Origin of the sequence: Leisingera aquaemixtae, assembly GCF_006740765.1 — a bacterium.
Taxonomy (GTDB): domain Bacteria; phylum Pseudomonadota; class Alphaproteobacteria; order Rhodobacterales; family Rhodobacteraceae; genus Leisingera; species Leisingera aquaemixtae.
Genome location: NZ_CP041159.1, coordinates 564,669 through 584,402, shown reverse-complemented (window position 1 = coordinate 584,402; position 19,734 = coordinate 564,669). Strand labels below are relative to the sequence as shown.

20 protein-coding genes are annotated in these 19,734 nt (G+C 66.5%); 7 read left to right on the top strand and 13 right to left on the bottom strand.

Translation table 11 applies throughout. The features are described 5' to 3' along the window. Positions 1-69 precede the first annotated feature (69 nt). The gene (locus R2C4_RS04520; protein ID WP_141889752.1) at positions 70-603 is read right to left on the bottom strand and encodes a DUF6446 family protein; all 534 of its coding nucleotides are present in this window, start codon (positions 601-603) and stop codon (positions 70-72) included. Between the two features lie 17 nt (positions 604-620). After that, complete coding sequence (locus tag R2C4_RS04515) at positions 621-1,562, bottom strand: glycine--tRNA ligase subunit alpha (protein ID WP_141889751.1); 942 nt, start codon at positions 1,560-1,562, stop codon at positions 621-623. Between the two features lie 327 nt (positions 1,563-1,889). Between R2C4_RS04515 and R2C4_RS04510 the strand changes: the two genes are divergently transcribed. Next, on the top strand, positions 1,890-3,662 hold the full coding sequence (locus R2C4_RS04510) for a trypsin-like peptidase domain-containing protein (RefSeq protein WP_141889750.1): 1,773 nt from the start codon (positions 1,890-1,892) through the stop codon (positions 3,660-3,662). 334 nt (positions 3,663-3,996) lie between these two features. On the opposite strand, the gene R2C4_RS04505 is transcribed toward R2C4_RS04510, so the two are convergent. The 4 genes from R2C4_RS04505 to R2C4_RS04490 all read right to left on the bottom strand — a co-directional run bounded on the left by R2C4_RS04505 (position 3,997) and on the right by R2C4_RS04490 (position 6,545). Continuing rightward, positions 3,997-4,638: an SDR family oxidoreductase gene (locus tag R2C4_RS04505; protein WP_141889749.1), complete on the bottom strand. Its 642-nt coding sequence runs from the start codon at positions 4,636-4,638 to the stop codon at positions 3,997-3,999. A gap of 13 nt (positions 4,639-4,651) precedes the next feature. Continuing rightward, positions 4,652-5,167 (bottom strand): DUF1178 family protein, encoded by a 516-nt coding sequence (locus tag R2C4_RS04500; RefSeq protein WP_141889748.1) that lies wholly within the window; start codon positions 5,165-5,167, stop codon positions 4,652-4,654. 67 nt (positions 5,168-5,234) lie between these two features. Then, positions 5,235-6,008 (bottom strand): EcsC family protein, encoded by a 774-nt coding sequence (locus R2C4_RS04495; RefSeq protein WP_082649417.1) that lies wholly within the window; start codon positions 6,006-6,008, stop codon positions 5,235-5,237. A 48-nt stretch (positions 6,009-6,056) separates the two neighbouring features. After that, complete coding sequence (locus R2C4_RS04490) at positions 6,057-6,545, bottom strand: GNAT family N-acetyltransferase (RefSeq protein WP_141889747.1); 489 nt, start codon at positions 6,543-6,545, stop codon at positions 6,057-6,059. Between the two features lie 99 nt (positions 6,546-6,644). Here R2C4_RS04490 and R2C4_RS04485 point away from each other — a divergent pair, with 99 nt between their 5' ends. Continuing rightward, positions 6,645-7,250 carry a flavin reductase family protein gene (locus R2C4_RS04485; RefSeq protein ID WP_058284226.1) on the top strand — a complete coding sequence of 202 codons (606 nt, stop codon included), beginning with the start codon at positions 6,645-6,647 and terminating at the stop codon, positions 7,248-7,250. Positions 7,251-7,258: 8 nt separating this feature from the next. Beyond that, complete coding sequence (locus R2C4_RS04480) at positions 7,259-7,900, top strand: CatB-related O-acetyltransferase (RefSeq protein ID WP_141889746.1); 642 nt, start codon at positions 7,259-7,261, stop codon at positions 7,898-7,900. A gap of 95 nt (positions 7,901-7,995) precedes the next feature. On the opposite strand, the gene R2C4_RS04475 is transcribed toward R2C4_RS04480, so the two are convergent. After that, positions 7,996-9,639: a SulP family inorganic anion transporter gene (locus tag R2C4_RS04475; RefSeq protein WP_141889745.1), complete on the bottom strand. Its 1,644-nt coding sequence runs from the start codon at positions 9,637-9,639 to the stop codon at positions 7,996-7,998. A 170-nt stretch (positions 9,640-9,809) separates the two neighbouring features. On the opposite strand from R2C4_RS04475, the gene R2C4_RS04470 reads away from it, so the two are divergent. The 3 genes from R2C4_RS04470 to R2C4_RS04460 all read left to right on the top strand — a co-directional run bounded on the left by R2C4_RS04470 (position 9,810) and on the right by R2C4_RS04460 (position 12,734). Next, positions 9,810-10,364, top strand: coding sequence for an invasion associated locus B family protein (locus R2C4_RS04470; RefSeq protein ID WP_141889744.1), 555 nt, complete (start codon positions 9,810-9,812; stop codon positions 10,362-10,364). 375 nt (positions 10,365-10,739) lie between these two features. Continuing rightward, positions 10,740-11,603, top strand: coding sequence for an S-methyl-5'-thioadenosine phosphorylase (locus R2C4_RS04465; RefSeq protein ID WP_141892037.1), 864 nt, complete (start codon positions 10,740-10,742; stop codon positions 11,601-11,603). Positions 11,604-11,723: 120 nt separating this feature from the next. Beyond that, positions 11,724-12,734 carry a DUF418 domain-containing protein gene (locus R2C4_RS04460; protein WP_141889743.1) on the top strand — a complete coding sequence of 337 codons (1,011 nt, stop codon included), beginning with the start codon at positions 11,724-11,726 and terminating at the stop codon, positions 12,732-12,734. A gap of 64 nt (positions 12,735-12,798) precedes the next feature. Here the strand turns inward: R2C4_RS04460 and R2C4_RS21185 are convergent, their stop codons facing one another. Beyond that, positions 12,799-12,960 (bottom strand): hypothetical protein, encoded by a 162-nt coding sequence (locus R2C4_RS21185; protein WP_167510238.1) that lies wholly within the window; start codon positions 12,958-12,960, stop codon positions 12,799-12,801. Between the two features lie 186 nt (positions 12,961-13,146). Here R2C4_RS21185 and R2C4_RS04455 point away from each other — a divergent pair, with 186 nt between their 5' ends. Then, positions 13,147-13,686 (top strand): adenine phosphoribosyltransferase, encoded by a 540-nt coding sequence (locus R2C4_RS04455; protein ID WP_008556837.1) that lies wholly within the window; start codon positions 13,147-13,149, stop codon positions 13,684-13,686. A 235-nt stretch (positions 13,687-13,921) separates the two neighbouring features. Here the strand turns inward: R2C4_RS04455 and R2C4_RS04450 are convergent, their stop codons facing one another. The 5 genes from R2C4_RS04450 to thrC all read right to left on the bottom strand — a co-directional run bounded on the left by R2C4_RS04450 (position 13,922) and on the right by thrC (position 19,728). After that, positions 13,922-15,340 carry an FAD-binding oxidoreductase gene (locus R2C4_RS04450; protein ID WP_141889742.1) on the bottom strand — a complete coding sequence of 473 codons (1,419 nt, stop codon included), beginning with the start codon at positions 15,338-15,340 and terminating at the stop codon, positions 13,922-13,924. Between the two features lie 41 nt (positions 15,341-15,381). Then, positions 15,382-16,206: an MBL fold metallo-hydrolase gene (locus tag R2C4_RS04445; protein ID WP_141889741.1), complete on the bottom strand. Its 825-nt coding sequence runs from the start codon at positions 16,204-16,206 to the stop codon at positions 15,382-15,384. Between the two features lie 284 nt (positions 16,207-16,490). Next, entirely contained in the window at positions 16,491-17,081 is a 591-nt protein-coding gene (locus R2C4_RS04440) for a GNAT family N-acetyltransferase (RefSeq protein WP_058284218.1), read from the bottom strand. After that, on the bottom strand, positions 17,081-18,343 hold the full coding sequence (locus tag R2C4_RS04435) for a M16 family metallopeptidase (protein WP_141889740.1): 1,263 nt from the start codon (positions 18,341-18,343) through the stop codon (positions 17,081-17,083). Before R2C4_RS04435 ends, R2C4_RS04440 begins: the two co-directional genes overlap by 1 nt. Then, on the bottom strand, positions 18,340-19,728 hold the full coding sequence (gene thrC, locus R2C4_RS04430) for a threonine synthase (protein WP_141889739.1): 1,389 nt from the start codon (positions 19,726-19,728) through the stop codon (positions 18,340-18,342). Before thrC ends, R2C4_RS04435 begins: the two co-directional genes overlap by 4 nt. Positions 19,729-19,734 lie beyond the last annotated feature (6 nt).

Genomic DNA, 19,734 nt, shown 5'->3' with positions numbered 1-19,734 from the left:
CCTCGGGCGTGGCCGCGCATACGGGCGCAGCAGTATTATTGAATAGGGCGGGCTTGCGGCGACGGCTCATCATTCGCTTCCGCCCACCTCGGGCCGCGGCGGGCATTCCTCGCCGACCACGGTGCCGTCATAGGCTTTCTGGCCGCAGTCGTTCAGCTCATGCCAGACATAGCCGCGGCCCTCCCCGGTGACGGCAACAATGCGGTCGACGCCATAGGAGATGTTCTTGACCGACAGGAACGACTTGGCCGAGCCATCCGCCAGTTTGGCACCGATGGCGGCAGCATCGAAACACTCGAACCAGTCCGGCGCATTGCGCGGCTCGGTCTTGTCCGACAGGGTGAAGACCTGCGCCAGCTCATCCGGCGACACCTTGGTGCTGAAACAGGCCCGGTAGCGGATCGGGGAGCTGCCGGCGTCAATCGCCTCGAAGTCCGAATAGGCAATCGGCTGCCCCTCGCCGCCGTCCAGCGGCACCAGCACAACATCGCGGCCCGGCTGCAGCGCGACCTCATCGTAGAAGCCGTAGACCTGCAGGTAATACATCGCGCCGCCGGCGGCGAGCGCGGAGACGATCAGGATCAGGGCAAGGAATTTCCCCATAACGTTCTGTCCCCTGCTCAGGCCGCGGTCTCTGCCGTGTGGCCGCCAGCCCCGGTCAGCACAAAGGCGTCGGCGCATTGCTTGGCCAGCGCCCGGACCCGGCCGATATAGGCCTGGCGTTCGGTAACGGAAATCACCCCGCGGGCGTCCAGCAGGTTGAAGATATGCGAGGCCTTGATGCACTGGTCATAGGCGGGATGCGCCATGATGATGCGTTTGCCGGTCTTGGGGTCGATATGCTCCTGCGCCAGGATCGCGGCGCATTCGGCCTCGGCCTCCTCGAAATGGCGCAGCAGCACATCGGTGCTGGCCACGTCAAAGTTCCAGCGGGCGTATTCTTCCTCGGTCTGCTTGAACACATCGCCATAGGTCAGCGGGATCATCGCGTCCGGATCGTTGAACGGCATGTCCATCACGTGATCGACGCCCAGCACATACATCGCCAGACGCTCCAGGCCATAGGTCAGCTCGCCGGACACCGGGTGGCAGTCATGGCCGCCGACCTGCTGGAAATAGGTGAATTGGCTGACTTCCATGCCGTCGCACCAGACCTCCCAGCCCAGGCCCCAGGCGCCCAGCGTCGGGCTTTCCCAGTCATCCTCGACAAAGCGGATGTCATGCAGCGCCATGTCAATGCCAATCGCCTCCAGCGAGCCCAGATACAGCTCCTGCAGGTTCGGCGGGCTGGGTTTGATCAGCACCTGGTACTGGTAATAATGCTGCAAGCGGTTCGGGTTCTCGCCATAGCGCCCGTCGGTGGGGCGGCGCGAGGGCTGCACGTAGGCCGCGGCCCAGGCCTTGGACCCCAGCGAGCGCAGCGTGGTCGCCGGGTGGAAGGTGCCGGCGCCGACTTCCATGTCATAGGGCTGCATCACCGCGCAGCCTTTGGCGGCCCAGTAGTTCTGAAGCCTCAGGATAATCTCTTGGAAAGAGCGCGGCGCGCCGTTGGTCTGGGTCATGTCTTATCCCTTTATGGGCGCAGTTGCTGTGAATTCGAGCATTTGCCGCCGCGGGGTCATAATCAAAGGAGACACCCGAAGCTGCCTAAGGATGCGTCCAAAGTTGTCTCTGGGGTCATATGCAAGGCTTTTGGCAGGGTCAACGCCCTGCGGCAGCTTGCCCGGCAGCTGCGGCCCGCTGCACGCAGCGGATCGGCAACAAAAGTGCGGGAATGCGGCAACGGGCCGGGAATTCCCCCTGCGATGAGGAGTTCCCTTTGCTGCTGCAAAATGCTTTACCTCCGCGGCAAAGAATTAAGAGTAATTCCGGGATACGAGGCCCTGACAATGAATAAACTGTTTGCCGCTCTGGCGCTGCCGCTGATCGCGCTGGCCATTGCGTTCGCTGCGCCTGTGTCGGCGCAAAGCAGCCGGGAAGCGGTCTGGATCCAGATTGCCGCCCGCCCCTCCCTGCGCGAAGCCGAAAGCGAGGCCCGCACCTATGCCGCGCGCCTGCCGGATGTGTCGGGCTACGCGCTTGGCGGCGGCTGGTACGGCGTGGTGCTGGGCCCCTATGCCCGCGAGGACGCAGAGCGGGTGCTGCAGGTCTACCGCGCCGAGGGCCAGATTCCGCGCGACAGCTTCATCGCCTTCCGCCGCAATCTGCGCAGCCAGTTCTACCCGGTGGCGGCAGATGCCACCCCGCCGGCGGAGCCAGCCCCGGCCCCTGCCCCGGCAGAGCCTGCGGTGCAGGAGCCTGAACCGCAGCAGCAGACGGCCCCGCAATCGGCCCTGCCCGACGAGACTCCTGCCCAGGCGCGCCGCAGCGAAAGCGCGCTCAGCCGTGAACAGCGGATGGATCTGCAAGTCGCGCTGAAAGCCGCTGGCTTCTACGAGTCCGCTATCGACGGTGCCTTTGGCCGCGGCACCCGCGCCTCGATGAGCGACTGGCAGGCGGCCCGCGGCTTTGAGCCGACCGGGGTGCTGACCACCGCCCAGCGCCAGGTGCTGATGGATGAATACAACGCGCCGCTGATCTCCGCCGGCATGGCACGGGTAGAAGACACCAAGGCCGGCATCGCCGTGCAGTTGCCCGCAGCTGAGGTGAGTTTCGACCGCTATGAATCACCCTTTGCCCATTACACCAGCAAGGGGGATGCGGGCGCCCGGGTGCTGCTGATCAGCCAGCCCGGCGACAAGCGCACCCTGTTCGGCCTCTACGACATCCTGCAGACGCTGGACATCGTGCCGCTCGAGGGTCCGCGCCAGCGCGGCAGCAACAGCTTCACCATCGAAGGCCGCAACGACCGGATCGTCTCCTTCACCCAGGCCAGCTTGGAAAACGGCGAAGTGAAGGGGTTCACCCTGATCTGGCCCGCCGGTGACGAGGACCGCCGCACCCGGGTTCTGGCCGCAATGCAAGCCAGCTTCACCCGCCTCGAAGGTGTGCTCGATCCGGCCGCGGGCGGCGACGCGGTGCAGGACATCGACCTGGTTTCCGGCCTGGAGATCCGCAAGCCGAAGTTGTCGCGCTCGGGCTTCTTTGTGGACGGCAACGGCAGCGTGCTGACCACATCGGACGTGGTGGCGGGCTGCACCCGGATCACCCTGGATCACGGCTATCAGGCCGAGGTCATGGCCAATGACGCGGCCGGCGGCATCGCCATCCTGCGCCCGGCAGAGCCGCTGGCCCCCGCCGCCGTGGCCGAGCTCAGCACCGCCTCCCCGCGCCTTCAATCCGAGATTGCGGTCTCCGGGTTCTCCTACGAGGGCGTGCTGGGCGCGCCGAGCCTCACCTGGGGCAAGATCGCCGATGTCAAAAGCCTCGATGGCAACACCGCTGTGGCGCGGCTCGACCTGACCGCCCAGGCCGGCGATGCCGGCGGCCCGGTGATTGACAGCACCGGCGCGGTGCACGGCATGCTTCTGCCGCGGCAGCCCGATGGCAAGCAGCTGCCCGAGGGCGTGAGCTTTGCGGTCAATGCCGAAGCCCTCCGCAGCGCGCTGAGCGCAGCCGGCGTAACCGCAGCCAGCAAGTCCCCCGCCGCCGGCAGCCTGCCCAGCGCGGCAATCTCCCGGCTCGCCTCCGGCATGACCGTCCTGGTCAGCTGCTGGGAGTAAGCGCCCGGCCCGGATACGGGCACCAAGGGTCAAAAGCATCAGCCGGCGCGCCCACCGCGCCGGCTTTTTTTTGCGGCCGGTGCCGCGCCGGAAAGAGGTCTATCCGCTTGTGGCGCACGGGGCTGCTCCCGCCCGGCGCCGGGCCCTGCCAGGCCCTCAGCCCGTTGGGCATGGCACCGCACCTCCGTGCGGTGCCGCGCCGCGCGCAGGCGCGGCGCCGGGCCCAAGGCCTCCAAGGCGGCATCAGCCCCGCTGAGGACGCCTGCGGGCGCGGGAGCCCCGCCGCTGCGTTTCAAGTACAGCGCCGGGAAGAACAGCAGGGCCGGGAGGTGTATCAGTACGGGTGAATGCGGCCGTCCCAGGTGTGGAAGCAGCCGGTGGTCTCCAGCGACAGCACGTCGAATTCGTTGATCAGCCCGGCAACCGACTCTGACACCGTGATGTCGCCCTCATCGCCGCCCATGTCGGTGCGCACCCAGCCCGGGTGGTATATGCCGACGGCAATCCCTTCGGCCTTCAGATCGGCGGCCAGGTTGCGGCCAAGGTTCAGCGCCGCCGCCTTCGACGCACGGTAGGCATAGCTGCCGCCCGGCGCCCGTGACTGGCTGGCCATTTGCGATGACAGGATGGCGATCTTCGGCTCCTGCGCCAGCCGCAGGTTGGGCATCATCGCCTGCACCGTCAGGAACACGCCCGTCACATTGGCCGCCAGCGTCTTGGCCCAGACTTCGGCCGAGTAATCCGCCAGCCCCATCGCCTTGTCGATATAAACCCCGGCATTGCAGACCAGCAGGTCCACCGGCCGGTTCCGGATCTGGGCGGCAAAACGCGCCTGCTGGCCGGGGTCGGAGACATCCAGCTTCACCCCCGAGGAGTGATCCCGCGAGGTGCCGGTCACATCGTGGCCTGCCTCCCGCAGCTGCTTCACCAGCTCCTTGCCGATGCCGCGGCTGGTTCCCGTCACGACTGCATGCATACTGCCCTGCCTCTCAATTCGCTTTGCGCCCGGGACGGAACGGCAGCGGCAGCACCGGCACACCTTCCTCGATCAGCTCCCGCGCGTCTTCAAGTTTGGCCTCGCCATGAATGGCCCGCTCCGGCGCCTCGCCCAGATGCATCGCCCGCGCCTCCCGCACAAAGCGGTCGCCCACATAATCGGAGTTCTCTTCCACCTTCCGGCGCAGCTCGGCAATGGCCTTCTCCACCTCGCCTGACGGACGGCTCAGCAGGCCCGGCCCGGCCTGCGCCGCCGCAGGTGCCGGCAGCGAAACGGAAGGTGCAGCGGCAGCGGGCGCGGCGGCCTGCGGTTCGGGCTCGCCAACAGCGGACACTGCCTTGCGCCCCGGGCGCACCCGCGGGGCCATGATCGCCTTTTTCACCCCGGTGCCGCCGCAAACCGCACAGGACACCATGCCGGCCGCCGCCAGCTTGTCAAACGCCGCCGCAGACTGGAACCAGCTGTCAAAGCTGTGGCCCTCTGCGCATTTGAGGCTGTATTGAATCATGTTTTCCCTCATAGCAGGAAGAGGCGATTAAATCTCCCTTTCCGGCAAGTGCAAGTGCTCTATGCGCTCAATCCGCCGCACCGGGGCGCTGCAGCCGCTGCCGCAGCCGCGCCGCAAGTTCCTCCTGCGGCGTTCCAGCCTCCACCGCCAGCCGCCGCAGGCCGAAATGCACATGCGCCATCTCCCGGTAATAGCCGGAGAAGACATAGTTCACCGCGGCCCCCGCAACCGCGCCGGCAAGCGGCACCGCCTGTGCCGCCAGCTTCTGCCCCAGCACCGCCCCCAGCTTGGGCGCCACCTGCGCAATCAGCTTATGCACCCCGCCGGGCAGCCCCAGCCGCAGCGAGACGAAGCCCAGATCGGCCCCGTCATCGCTGGCCAGCGGGCCCGCCGCGGCAAACACCTGGATGCAATCGAAGGTGACGCTCTCGGCTTCCGGGTCAAAGCCTTCGGCCGCTGCGGCGCTTTGAATGGTGCGCAGCAAAAAGGCGGTGGTGGCAGGCAGCTCGACCAGCGCCCCCGGCAGTCCCGCCGCGCCGCCCGCCGCGCCCATGGCGGCGCTGACAACCCGGTCGACGCCGGGCTTCTGGTCCGGCACCAGGCGGCGCGACGTGGTCGCGCCTTTCATGGCCAGCCGCAGCGCGGTTTCCGTGGCGCCGGTCAGCCCGGCGCGCACCGGCGCCGGCAAGCGTTCCAGCAGGCTCTCGCCGCTGCCGCCCAGCCGGGTCATCAGCTCCACGCCGAACCCGCCTGCCGCGTGATAGCGATTGGCCAGCGCGTCCAGCTCCGCCTCGACCTCTTGCGGGGTCAGCTCCCGCGCGTTGCTCAGAATGTCTGCCACATCCGTCTCCTGTACCTGCATAACAGATCGGCGGAAGCGGCGGCGATTTCAACCCTGCCAGCGGGTCACCTGGCCGCGGAGTCCGTCCCAGGCGCCATCCTGCAGGGCAAGCCCCAGAACCCGGTCCGGGTTGGTGGGCGGCGGCATCTCAACCCCCTCCAGCCGGGTGAAGCCAAAGCGCCGGTAATAGGGCGCATCGCCCACCAGCATCACCCGCGCCCAGCCGCTCTCCTGCGCCTTGGCCAGGCTGTCGCGAATCAGCGACCCGCCCAGCCCCTCGCCCTGCCGCGTCGGATGCACCGCCACCGGCCCCAGCAAGAGCGCCGGCGCGTCCCCGATCAGCACCGGCCAGAACCGGATCGCCGCAGCCAGGATACCGTCGCTGTCGCGCGCCACCTGACTGAGGCCCGCCACCGGCGGCACCCCTTCGCGCAGCCGGTACGAGGACAGCGCCTCGCGGCCCGGCGCAAAGCACAGGTCGTAAAGCGCCTCGACCTCCCACCGGTCGTCCGCCCGTTCCGCTTGCAATTCGATCACGCTGCCCTGCCTCCGCCAATATCTCCTGCAGGCTGGCATTTGGCCTAACACGGGCGTAAGGCTTGGGCAAACACCTAAGCCACAGAACAGGAAGCCAGAATGTTCTACCGCCCCGAGGACGGCCACGGCCTGCCCCACAACCCGTTCAACGCCATTGTCACGCCCCGCCCCATCGGCTGGATCTCTTCCCGTTCCGCCGACGGGGTGAACAATCTGGCGCCCTACTCCTTCTTCAACGCGGTCGCCTATACGCCGCCGCAGGTGATGTTTGCCTCCACCAGCGCCAAGCCCGACCAGGACGGCACCAAGGACAGCGTCGCCAACATCGAGGCCACCGGCGTCTTTTGCGTCAACGTGGTGTCCTATGCGCTGCGCGATGCGATGAACGCCAGCTCCGGCGCGCTGCCCAAGGACGTGGACGAGTTCGCCCATGCCGGCCTGACCGCCGTGGAGTGCGAAACCATCGCCTGCGCCCGTGTCGCCGAAGCCCCCGCGGCGCTGGAATGCCGGCTGACCCGAATCGTGACCCTCCCGGGCGAGGCCAACAAGGTCGTGTTCGGCGAGGTGACCGGCGTCCACATGCGCGACGAGTGCCTGAAGGACGGCGCCTTTGATGTCACCACCTTCCAGCCGCTCGCCCGCCTCGGCTACCGCGACTATTCGGTGGTGCGCGACCTGTTCCCGCTCACCCGCCCCGATGATTGAGACCCGCGATGCCGCTGCCTGACCCCCGCAAACGCAACCCCATCATCCTGCCGGATGGCACGCCGCACGCAGGCACCGTGATGCTGAGCCAGGTTCTGGACCACCCGAACATCCAGGCTGGCGATTACAGCTATGCCTCCGACTTCGACCCGCCGGACAACTGGGCGCAGCACTTGGCCCCCTACCTGTTTCCCGGCGCCCGCGAGCGGCTGGTGATCGGCCGCTTCTGCCAGATCGCCCACGGCGCGCGCTTCATCACCGCCTCGGCCAACCACGCGCAGGAAGGCCTCAGCTGCTACCCGTTCCCGGTGTTCGACCCTAGCCAGATGGCCGGCTTCCAGCCCGACACCCGCGACACGGTGGCGGGCAACGATGTCTGGATCGGCTACGGCGCCCTGATCCTGCCCGGCGCCCGCATCGGCGACGGTGCCATCATCGGCGCAGGCGCGGTGGTGCGCGGCACGGTGCCGCCCTACGCCATCGTCACCGGCAACCCCGGCACCGTGCAGGGCTACCGCTTCTCCAAGCCGCAGATCGCCCGGCTGCTGGCACTTAAATGGTGGGACTGGCCCGCGGACCTCATTACCCGTGCCGAACCAGCGCTTTTGTCTGGCGACCTCGACATGCTGGAGAGCATCGCGCCTGACTGAGCGTTTGCTGATATGGTGAGCCGGAAGCCACCTTCGAAATTAAAAAAGCCCGCAGTTCATTCGAACCGCGGGCTCTTTTGTCAAACCGTCAGCGATTAGTGGCCGCCCAGGATTCCGGTCCTGACCGAGTAGTCCACCGCCAGCTCATAGTCCGGGTCGTCGTCGCTATCGACCATCAGGTGGCCCGCCTTGGTCAGCAGCTGGTGGCAGTCGCGGCTCAGGTGGCGCAGCACCAGTTTCTTGCCCTCGGCTTCATACTTTCCAGCCAGCGCCTCGATTGCCTGCAGCGCCGACTGGTCCACCACCCGGCTGCGCGCGAAGTCCACGATCACATGGTCCGGATCGCCCGCCACATCAAACAGCTCGATGAACCCGTCGGTGGAGCCAAAGAACAGCGGCCCTTCGATCTCATAAACCTTGGCGCCTTTGTCGGATGCCGACTCGCGGGTATAGGCGTGGATGCGGCGCGCGTTGTTCCAGGCATAGGCCAGCGCCGAGACGATGACGCCCACCACAACCGCAATCGCGAGGTCAGTCATCACCGTCACCACGGTCACCAGCACGATCACGAAGGCATCCATCAGCGGCACCTTGGTCATGATCTTGAGGCTGTTCCAGGCAAAAGTGCCGATCACCACCATGAACATCACGCCCACAAGCGCGGCCAGCGGGATCTGCTCGATCAGCGGCGAGGCCGCCACGATGAACAGCAAGAGGAACAGCGCCGCGGCAATGCCCGCAATCCGCGTCCGCCCGCCCGATTTCACGTTGATCATCGACTGGCCGATCATCGCGCAACCGCCCATGCCGCCGAAAAAGCCGGTCACCACGTTGGAGGCGCCCTGCGCAATGCACTCCTGGCTGGCACCGCCGCGCTTGCCGGTGATCTCGCCCACCAGGTTCAGCGTCAGCAGGCTCTCGATCAGGCCGATCGCCGCCAGGATCACCGCATAGGGCAGGATGATCCACAGGGTTTCCAGCGTGAAGGGCGCCAGCGCGGTGCCATAAAGCCCCTCACCGGTGCCAAACGGGTTATGGAACGCCGGGAAGCCGCCCTCGATCGAGGCCATGTCGCCGACCCGCGGCACATCCAGACCCAGCGCAATCACCAGCACCGCGACGATGCCGATGCCCGCCAGCGGCGCCGGGATGATGCTGGTGATCTTGGGCGTCCCCCAGATGATCACCATGGTCAGCGCCACCAGCCCCAGCATCATGTAAAGCGAGGCACCGCTCAGCCACTCCGCGCCATCACTGCCCGGCACCTTGAACTGGGTGAGCTGCGCCAGGAAGATCACGATGGCGAGGCCGTTCACAAAGCCCAGCATCACCGGATGCGGCACCAGGCGGATAAACTTGCCCCAATGCATGACGCCCGCAAAGATCTGCAGGATCCCCATCAGCACCACTGTGGCAAACAGGTATTCCACCCCGTGCTGTGCCACCAGCGCCACCATCACCACCGCCAGCGCGCCGGTCGCGCCGGAAATCATCCCGGGCCGGCCGCCGAACACCGCGGTGATCAGCCCCACCATGAAGGCCGCGTACAGCCCGACCAGCGGATGCACCCCCGCAACAAAGGCGAATGCCACCGCCTCCGGCACCAGCGCCAGCGCCACGGTGAGACCGGACAGCAATTCAGTGCGCACGCGGGCCACGGTAAAGCCCTCGTCCTGCATGATGGAAAGGTTCGGAGGGGATATCTGCTTGGCCAGCAAAGCCATGGCTGCGCGTCTCATTGGGTGTACCTGTGCTCGGGAGGAGGAGTGTTCGCTGCCCGCCCCTAGCGGAAATACGCCAATGGGGCAAGGGCGCGGGGCCAGGCGGCCATCCATCGCGCGAACGTGAATTGCACCAGCCGCCCGCCATACACAGGTACAGCCGCAGTAAGCTCCCAGGGGAAAAGATGATGCGGATCCTGCTTGCCTGCCTTGCCCTCGCCGCCGCCCCTGCCCTTGCACAGGACCGGGCCGGAAATGACACCGCCAGCGACTGGCGGGTCAAGCATTATGAAAACTTTAGCATTTGGACCTCCGCCTGCGACGAGCGCGAGGAGGCCAAAGCCCTGGTGCAGCGCTGCTACATCCGCTGGGTGGATGTGTTCTCGCCGCGCCCCAGATTTGCGGGCCAGTTCCTTTTCCTCACCCCAGATGCGGAGGGCTGGAAGGTCAGCTTCGGCATTGAACCCGGAACTCTGTTCAGCCCCGGAGGCTTCCGCATCGAACGGCAGGGAGAGGTCGCATGGCGCAGCCTGCATCCCGGCTGCCTCACCGGTCTCAGCTGCAGCTTTACCGGCGCCGGCGCGGACAAGCTGATTGCGCAGATGCGTGAGGGCGGCGCCTTCCGCTTCACTTTCCGCGACCGGCACGGGCAGGCGCAGGATCTCACTTGGCCGCTGGAAGGGTTTGATGCGGCCTTTGCCGATTTCCAGGCCGCCGCCAAAACCCGGAGCCTTGTGAAATAGCCTGCGTGGAACGTCAGCAATCCCACTCTGCAAGGCTCAACCCGCCCCCCCCGGCACTCAGGAGCCTCTTGCGGAATGCCCGGCTGGCCGGCTTCATCTTTCCTCAAATACTCTCGCCGAAGGCGAAACGTCATGGGAGCTCTGCCCGTCCGGTCCTGAAGCTTTGCCCTTGAAAGCCGCCAAGGCGGGCCTCACCCCGCCGCAGACTCCCGCCGTCTGCGGCACCCGCCCGGTGCACGGGGGGTGCACAGGGGGTGCACGCATGCCACTCCCTCATTTCGCACCTTGGGCTTGCCAAACCCCGGCCCGCTTGCGCATATCCCTTCAACAGCATCAGGAGGGCAGCACGTGACCGCATCAGAACCCCGCGAAACCATGATCGCCGTGATCGGCGGTTCGGGCATCTACGAAATCGACGGGCTCGAAAACGCCGAGTGGGTTTCGGTGGAAACCCCTTGGGGCGCCCCGTCCGATCACATTTTCACCGGCTCCCTGGGCGGCGTGAAGATGGCCTTCCTGCCCCGCCACGGCCGCGGCCATGTGCACTCCCCGACCGAAGTCCCCTACCGCGCCAATATCGACGCGCTGAAGCGGCTGGGCGTCACCGATGTGTTCTCCGTCTCCGCCTGCGGATCGTTCCGCGAGGAGATGGCGCCGGGAGATTTTGTCATTGTGGATCAGTTCATTGACCGGACCTTCGCGCGCGAGAAAAGCTTCTTCGGCACCGGCTGCGTCGCCCATGTGAGCGTCGCGCACCCGACCTGCGCGCGGCTCTCGGACGCGGCGGAGGCTGCGGGCCGGGACGCGGGCATCAAGGTCCACCGCGGCGGCACGTATCTCTGCATGGAGGGGCCGCAGTTTTCGTCCATGGCGGAAAGCAAGATGTACCGCGAGCACTGGGGCTGCGACGTGATCGGCATGACCAACATGCCCGAGGCCAAGCTCGCCCGCGAGGCCGAGCTGTGCTACGCCTCGATCGCCATGGTCACCGATTACGACAGCTGGCACCCGGAGCACGGCGCGGTGGAAATCACTGAAATCATTGCGACTTTACAGGGCAATTCGGCCAACGCCCGCGAGCTGGTGCGCCGTCTGCCCGACCTGCTGGGACAACAGCGCGCGGACTGCCCGCACGGCTGCGACAAGGCCCTGGAATACGCCATCATGACCGCGCCGGAGCGGCGGGATCCAGCGCTGCTGGCCAAGCTCGACGCGGTCGCCGGCCGGGTGCTGGGCTGATCCCCGGCAGCAACAGTTTTCAGGTTTCGGGGCGGGCCAGAGGGTGCCGCCCCTTTTCTTTGCCCAACAGGGTGCCTTTATCGGTCAACAGGATTTACCTCAGGATTTCAGGACTTTTTCATGCGCCTTCACGGATTGGACATCGCCCGTTTCCTCGCCTTCTGCGGCATGGTGCTGGTCAACTTCCGGATCGCAGCGCAAGTAAGCCCGGGGACAGATGCCATCTCGCTGTTCACCAACGCCCTGGAAGGCCGCGCCGCGGCGCTATTTGTCATCCTTGCCGGCGTTGGCTTGTCTGCCGGCAAGCCGGACCGGGCAACCCTGCTGCGCCGCGCGCTGTTCCTGTTCCTGATCGGTCTCTTGAACCTGACCATCTTCGAAGCCGACATCCTGCATTTCTACGCGCTCTACTTCCTGGTGGCGCTGCCGTTCCTGACGGCCTCCGGCCGGGTGCTGCTGCTGGCTGCCGCGGGCACGGTGCTGATCGGCCTGATCAGCCTGCTGGCACTGGACTACGAGGCGCATTGGAACTGGGCGACGCTGGCTTACGCGGACTTCTGGACGCTGGAAGGCTTCCTGCGCCATTCGTTCTTCAATGGCTGGCACCCCGTGTTTCCCTGGGCGGCCTTCCTGTTTCTGGGCATGTGGATCGGCCGCCTGAACCTGGCCAGCCGTACCGTGCAGGCGCGCCTGGTGCTATGGGGCGCAGCTGCCGCAGCGCTGGCGGCCTTGCCCGGGCTATTGGTACAGAACCCGGAACTGGCAGAGCTTTCGGGCACCAGCGCCATCCCCCCCGGGCCTTTCTACATCCTCGCAGCCTCTGGCAGCGCGATGGCAGTGATTGGACTGACGCTGGCCATCACCCCGGCTCTGGACAAGGCGGGCATTGCCGAATGGCTGGCCGCCCCGGGCCGGCAGGCCCTGAGCCTCTATGCGGCGCATATCCTGCTTGGCATGGGTACCCTGGAGGCCATGGGGCAGCTTGATGGCTCGCTGTCTGCCGAGCAAATCTTCGGCTACTCTCTGGGCTTCTGTGCCCTGTCCATGGTGGCGGCCTGGATCTGGAGCCTCTTTGCCAAACGCGGGCCGCTGGAGGCCTTGCTGCGCTGGAGCACCAGCTTTCCCAGGTGAAGCCCGCCAGCGGACCAGCCGCGGCGCAGAAGGAATAGTCCGCACGCCGCCAACGCTTGCCGCGTTACGTCAGAATCCTTTGGATAAAGCGGCGGATTTCGCGGGCCGCCGTCGTGTCCAGATCCCTGCACAGCCCGGCAAGGGCGCCCCGGTTCTCCTTGCCCAAGCGCAGGATCAGCTGGCTGGCCTTCTTGCCCAGCGCCGCCGCGACTGGCGACGTGCGCATCTGGCCCGGCTTCCATAAAGCCTCTACCGCAGCGGCCTGTCGCGGCGGGATACCCGGCACGGCAAGTGACGTCACCGGCACGGCTGCCGGTTCCCCCTTGCATGACAGCGCGGCTTCGGCCAAACCCCCTGTGCCCGGCGGCAGTGCCGGGCCGCCGGAACCGATGCGCCAAGGGGAGCCAAGCCGATGCCCAAGAAGACCGCTGTTAAGGATTACATCCGCACCATCGTCGACTTCCCGCACGAAGGGATCATGTTCCGCGATGTGACCACCCTGTTTGCCGATCCGCGCGGCTTCCGCATGGCGATCGACCAGATGCTGCATCCCTACGCGGGCGAGCAGATCGACAAGGTTGTGGGGCTTGAGGCGCGCGGCTTCATCCTGGGCGGCGCGATCGCGCATCAGCTGAGCGTCGGATTCGTGCCGATCCGCAAGAAGGGCAAGCTGCCCGGCACCACCATCAGCCAGGAGTACAAGCTGGAATACGGCGAGGCGATTGTCGAAATCCACGATGATGCGATTAAACCGGGCGAGAAGATCCTGGTGGTGGATGACCTGCTGGCAACCGGCGGCACCGCGGGGGCGGGCATCAAGCTGATCGAGCGGCTGGGCGGCGAGATCGTGTCCTGCTCCTTCATCGTGGATCTGCCAGAACTGGGCGGCCGCAAGCTGTTGGAGAGCATGGGCATGGATGTGCATGTGCTCTGCGAATTCGAAGGGCTCTGACGCCCGGCCTGCAGCACCTTCCCGCGATTGAGGCGCAGGCAGCGCGGCGCTCCCGCCCGCCATGCGCCATTTTCTGCGAAAACGGCTTTGCCGGTTGGGCATGGCCTTTCAGGTGCCCCGCAAGGGCACCTGAAAGGCACGCCGCGCGGATGCGCGGCGCCGGGCCCAAAGCCGCCAGGCGGTCCGGCGCAGCCGGGCAGCCGCGGGTGCGGGAGCCCTTCCTTTTTCAGAGAAATCAGACTGCCCTCAGCACCGCGCCCGGGTTCATGATCCCGTTCGGGTCCAGCGCCTGCTTGATCGCGCGCATGGCCGCCAGTTTGACCGGGTCGCCGTACCGCTCCAGATCACTGGTCTTCATCCGTCCGACGCCATGCTCCGCGCTGAAGGAGCCGCCGAAGGTGTGGACCAGGTCATGCACGGCCTCCTTCACGGCACCCCGCAGGTGGTCAAAGTCCTCCCGCCCGCGGCCTTTGGGCGGGAAGACGTTGTAGTGCAGGTTGCCGTCCCCCAGATGGCCGAAGCAGTTGATCCGGAACGCGCCCAGTCTCTCCACCACCTCATGGCCGCGTTTGATGAACGCCGGGATCTCTGAGATCGGGACCGAGATGTCATGGCTTGAAATCGCGCCGATCGCCTTGTTCGCCACCGGGATATGCTCGCGCAGCGACCACAGCGCCTGCCGCTGCGCCTCAGATTGGGCAATGACGCCATCCTGCGCGAGCCCGGCCTGCTCGGCCGCCTCGAACAGCTCCGCCAGGGCGGTTTCAGGATCCAGCCCGCGCGGCAGGCCAACGTCGATCAGCGCCGACCACTCCGGCGCCGGGGCGAACGGCTGGCGCACTTGCGGCTGGGTCTCGGCCAGGAACTCCAGCCCCTGCCGGTGGATCAGCTCAAAGGCGCTGACGGCCTCTCCGGCCTGATCCCGGGCCAGCGCCAGCAGCGCGATGGCCGCTTCCGGGTCCTTCACTGTGAACAGGGCCGTGCCCTGCCCCGCCGGGATGGGCGACAGTTTCAGGGCCGCAGCGGTGATCACCCCCAGAGTGCCCTCGGCGCCGATCAGCAGGTTCTTCAGGTCATAGCCGGTGTTGTCTTTTCGAAGGCGCGACAGCCCGTGCCAGACCTCTCCGGATGGCAGCACCGCTTCCAGCCCCAGGCACAAGTCGCGGGCGTTGCCATAGCGCAGCACGTTCACCCCGCCAGCATTGGTCGCGAGGTTGCCGCCGATCCGGGCCGAGCCTTCCGCCGCCAGCGACAGGGGAAACAGCCGGTCTGCCGCCTGCGCAGCGTCTTGCACATCCGCCAGAATGGCACCAGCCTCGGCGATAATCACGTTTTCCCGCGGGTGAACCGCGCGGATCGCCGTCATCCGCTCCAGTGACAGCAGAAGCGGTGCCGGGCCGTCCGGCATCACCTGGCCGCCGACCAGACCGGTGCCGCCGCCGTAGGGCACGACCGGCACCCGTGCGGCATTGGCCTCGCGCACCAGGGTTGCGGCCTGTTCCACGGTGTGCGGCAGCGCCAGCACGCCCGCCTGCCCGCGATAGCGCCCGCGCGGCTCCTCCAGGTGGCGCGGCTCAGGCTGGCGCAGCACGCCTTCGGGCAGCAGGGCAGAGAGGCGGGCGGCAAAGGCGGGATCGGCGGGGTTCAGGCTCATGCCTTATCCATGCCGCAAGGCCCGGCGGCTGGCAAGCAGGCTCACTCCTCTTCCAGCAGGTGCTTCGGCCGCAGCACATGGATCGTCGGGCGGCTGGGCAGGCTGCGCAGCGAAACGCTGAGTGTGCTGCTGCCGTCAGCGACCACATCGAACTCCGGGCCGATCCGGGCCAGGAAGCGGTCCAGGGAGTAGTCGCTGAACCAGTGCATCGGGATGATGACAGAGGACCGCAGCCGCCCCAGCACCTCCAGCATCTGATCGAGCGGCAGAGTGATGCCGCCGTCCACCGCTGCCATCACCACGTCCAGCCGCCCCAGCGCCGCGTATTGTTCCGGCGTCGGCACATGGTGCAGGTGGCCCAGGTGGCCGATGCAGAGACCCGCAGCCTCGAACACGAAAATCGAATTGCCCCGCTGCTCCACCCCGCCGAACATATTGCGGATATCGGTGGAGACATTGCGGATCAGCATCTCCCCAAGGTCGAGGTGATGGTCGATGCCCGCCCCGAAAGGGCCCCATCCTTCCAGCACATGCGGGATCGCCGGATCGGGGTGGGCCGTCCAATGGGTTTCATGGGCGTGGTTCATGGTCACGACATCGGGGATCAAGGGCGCGGCGCCGGTGAAGCCGGTGAAATCGGTGACCACATTCAGCCCGCCTTCGGTGCGCAGCAGAAAGGAGGCATGGGCGATATAGCGGATCAGCACGCTGTCCTTGGCCACCGGGTCCTGCCAGCTGGCCTTGTGCAGGTAATCCAGGCCGGGCGTGCCTTGTGCCAGCGCGATGCAATGGCTCGCCCGCCGCTCCTGTGCGGGGAGGGCACTGGCACAAAGGATCAGCCAAATGAAACAGCAAAGCGCGCGCATGGGGCAGGTTCTAGGGCGCAAACCACCGCTGTCAGCCCCGGGCGCGAAAGAATCTGCTGGGGCGCTCCCGCCCGCTCCGGCAGAATTGAAAAATTCCGCCTAGCGGTTGGGCCGGGCGCCGGGCCTGCGGCCCGGCGCGGACCCGGCAGACCGCCGCCGTCTCTCCCGGCCACTAGGCCGGAAGGCGCCGCGCCGCAGGTGCGGCGCCATGCCCAACGGTCGCGGTGCATGCCCTATGCACCGGCGGCGGGCGGGAGACTTTGCCTTTTGCGGGGCCGGAGCGCCTAGGCCTGGCCAGTCAGGGTCTTGCCGCGCCGATCGTGGCGCAGGGCGGCGTAGAGCACATGGGTGCGCCAGCGGCCGTTGATCTGCAGATAGGACTGGGCAACGCCTTCATACTTGAAGCCGGATTTTTCCAGCAGCCCGCGGGAGGCCTGGTTTTCCGGCAGGCAGGCGGCCTCGATCCGGCTGAGGTCCAGCTTGGTGAACGCATGATGCACCACCGCGCCGATCGCCTCGCGCATGAAACCTTTGCGGGCAAAGGGCTGGCCGGTCCAATAGCCCAGCGTGCCGGCCTGGGCGGGGCCGCGGCGGATGTTGTCGAGCGTGATCGCCCCGACCAGAACCTGGTCCGACCGGCGGATCAGGAACAGCGGCAAGGCTGAGCCCGAGGCGACCGAGCGGCGCGCCCAGTAGACCCGGTTGGTAAAGCTCTTGCGGCTGAGATGATCCGCCGCCCAGCTGGGCTCCCACGGTGTCAGATAGGGCTGGCTTTGCAGCCTCAACGCCGCCCAGCCGTGAAAATCCGCATGCACCGGCGGCCTGAGGGTCAGGCGCTCGGTTTCAATGCGGACCTTGCGGCGGCTGAGCAGCATCAGGCAGCGCGCCTCTCCTGCAGCCTCTCAAGCGCCGGGGCGTCCGCCACCGGGCCATAAAGCGCCAGCGCCGCCGGGGCGGTCACCGCCATGGTCTTTGCCAGTTCCCGCACGTCCCTGGTGGTCACCGCGTTGATGCGTTCCACCGTACGCTCCAGCGACGGCACCTTGCCCCAGATCTGCACCAGCCGCGCCAGCCGCTCCGCCCGGTTCGAGGGGCTTTCCAGCCCCATCAGCATCCCCGCCTTCATCTGGGCGCGGGCGCGTTCCACCTCGGCCTCGCTCATATCGTCCGCGGCGCGCTTCATCTCGTCGATTGTGATGCCCGCCAGTTCCGCCAGCTGCTCGCCGGAGGTGCCTGCGTAGACGGTCATCGAGCCGGTATCGGCATAAGACCCCGCCTGCGAGAAAATGGTGTAGCAGAGGCCGCGCTTTTCACGCACCTCCTGGAACAGCCGCGAGGACATGCCGCCGCCCAGGGCGCTGGCATAGATCTGCGCGGTGTACATCGACTGATCGCGGTAGCCCGGCCCCTCAAAGGCCAGCGCAAAATGCGCCTGCTCCAGGTCCTTGACCTGCCGCGCCTCGCCGCCGGTGAAGGTGGCGCCTTCGGCGGTGAAGTCCGGCTTGGCCTCCATATGGCCGAACAGCTGCTCCGCCAGTTTGACCAGCGCGTCATGGTCCACACCGCCGGCGGCTGCCAGGATCATCTGGCCGGGGCCGTAATGTTCGGCGACAAAGCCCTGCAGATCCTCGCGGGAGAAGCTGCGCACGCGTTCTGCGGGGCCCAAGATGGTCCGGCCCAGCGGCTGGCCGCGGTAGCTTTCTTCCTGCAGCCAGTCAAAGATCACATCGTCCGGCGTGTCCAGCGACTGGCCGATCTCCTGCAGGATCACCCCGCGCTCGACCTCAATCTCGCGCTGGTCGAACACCGGATTGAGCAGGATGTCCCCGATCACATCCACTGCCAGCGGCACGTCATCCTTCAGCACACGGGCATAATACGCCGTCACCTCGCGCGAGGTGTAGGCGTTGATATAGCCGCCAACATCCTCGATCTCCTCGGCGATCTGCAGGGCCGAGCGCCTTTTGGTGCCCTTGAAGGCCATGTGCTCCAGGAAATGGGCGATGCCGTTCTGTTCAAGCCGCTCGTGGCGGCCTCCGGCAGTGACCCAGATCCCGACCGCCGCGGATTCCAGACCCGGCATATGCTCGGAGACGATGCGGAACCCGTTGGCGAGTGTGTGCTGCTGAACTGTCAATTCGCGATGTTCTTTCTGATATGATCCTCAAGGGCAGCCAGATCGTTGGCAATCCGGGTCACCCGCTCCGGCCTGTCATACAGGTCTGCCATGCGCGGGGGAAGAGGCGGATGAATGCCGCTGGCCTCTTCCACAGCCGCCGGGAATTTCGCCGGATGCGCAGTGGCCAGGGTGATCATCGGCACATCCGCCTTGCGGTGCTCATTGGCGACTTTCACCGCAACCGCGCCATGCGGGCACAGCAACTCGCCGGAGGAGGCCAGTTCCGATTTGATGGTCGCCAGCGTCTCCTCCTCCGAGGTGCGGCCGGAGGTGTAGTTTTCGGCCAGCGCCTGCATCGCGCCTTGCGAGACATCAAAGCCGCCGTTCTTCAGCTCATCCATCAAAAGGGCTACGGCTTTGCTGTCCTGGCCGTAGGCGTAGAACAGGGCGCGCTCAAAGTTCGACGACACCTGAATATCCATCGAAGGGCTGATCGAGGGCTGGGTGTCCCCCTTGTAATACCCCTGCCCCGACAGGCAGCGGTGCAGGATGTCGTTCTGATTGGTGGCAACGACCAGCTGGTCGATCGGCAGGCCCATCTGCTTGGCGATGAAGCCCGCGAAGATATCGCCGAAATTGCCGGTCGGCACGGTAAAGCTCACCTTGCGCTGCGGCGCGCCGAGGCTCACGGCCGAGGAGAAATAATAGACCACCTGCGCCAGCACCCGGGCGATGTTGATCGAGTTCACGCCGGCCAGTTTTACCCCGTCGCGGAAATCGAAATCGTTGAACATGTCCTTGACGCGGGCCTGGCAGTCGTCGAAGTCGCCATCGATGGCCAGCGCGTGCACGTTCTTGTCCTGCGGCGTGGTCATCTGGCGGCGCTGCACCTCAGAGACGCGGCCATGCGGGTAGAGGATGAACACATCCACGTTGCTGAGGCCGCGGAACGCTTCCATCGCTGCTGAGCCGGTGTCGCCGGAGGTGGCACCGGCTATGGTCACCCGGTCGCCGCGGCGCTCCAGGGCAGTCTGGAACAGCTGGCCGATCAGCTGCATGGCGAAATCCTTGAACGCCAGCGTGGGACCGTGGAATAGTTCCAGCAGGAAATGGTTCGGGGCCAGCTGCTTCAGCGGCGCGCGGGCGGCGTGGCCGAAGCCCTCGTAGGCGCGGGCAATGATGGCGCGGAATTCCTCATCCGTGAAGCAGTCGCCGAGGAAAGGACGCATGACGCGGAAAGCGGTTTCCTCGTAAGACAGGCCCGCCAGCGCCGCGATGTCGTGATGGGACATCTGCGGGATGTCCGCGGGCACATAGAGGCCGCCGTCGCGGGCCAAGCCGGTCAGCATCGCGTCTTCAAAGGTCAGCTCGGGCGCTTGGCCCCGGGTCGAGATATATTTCATCGCCTT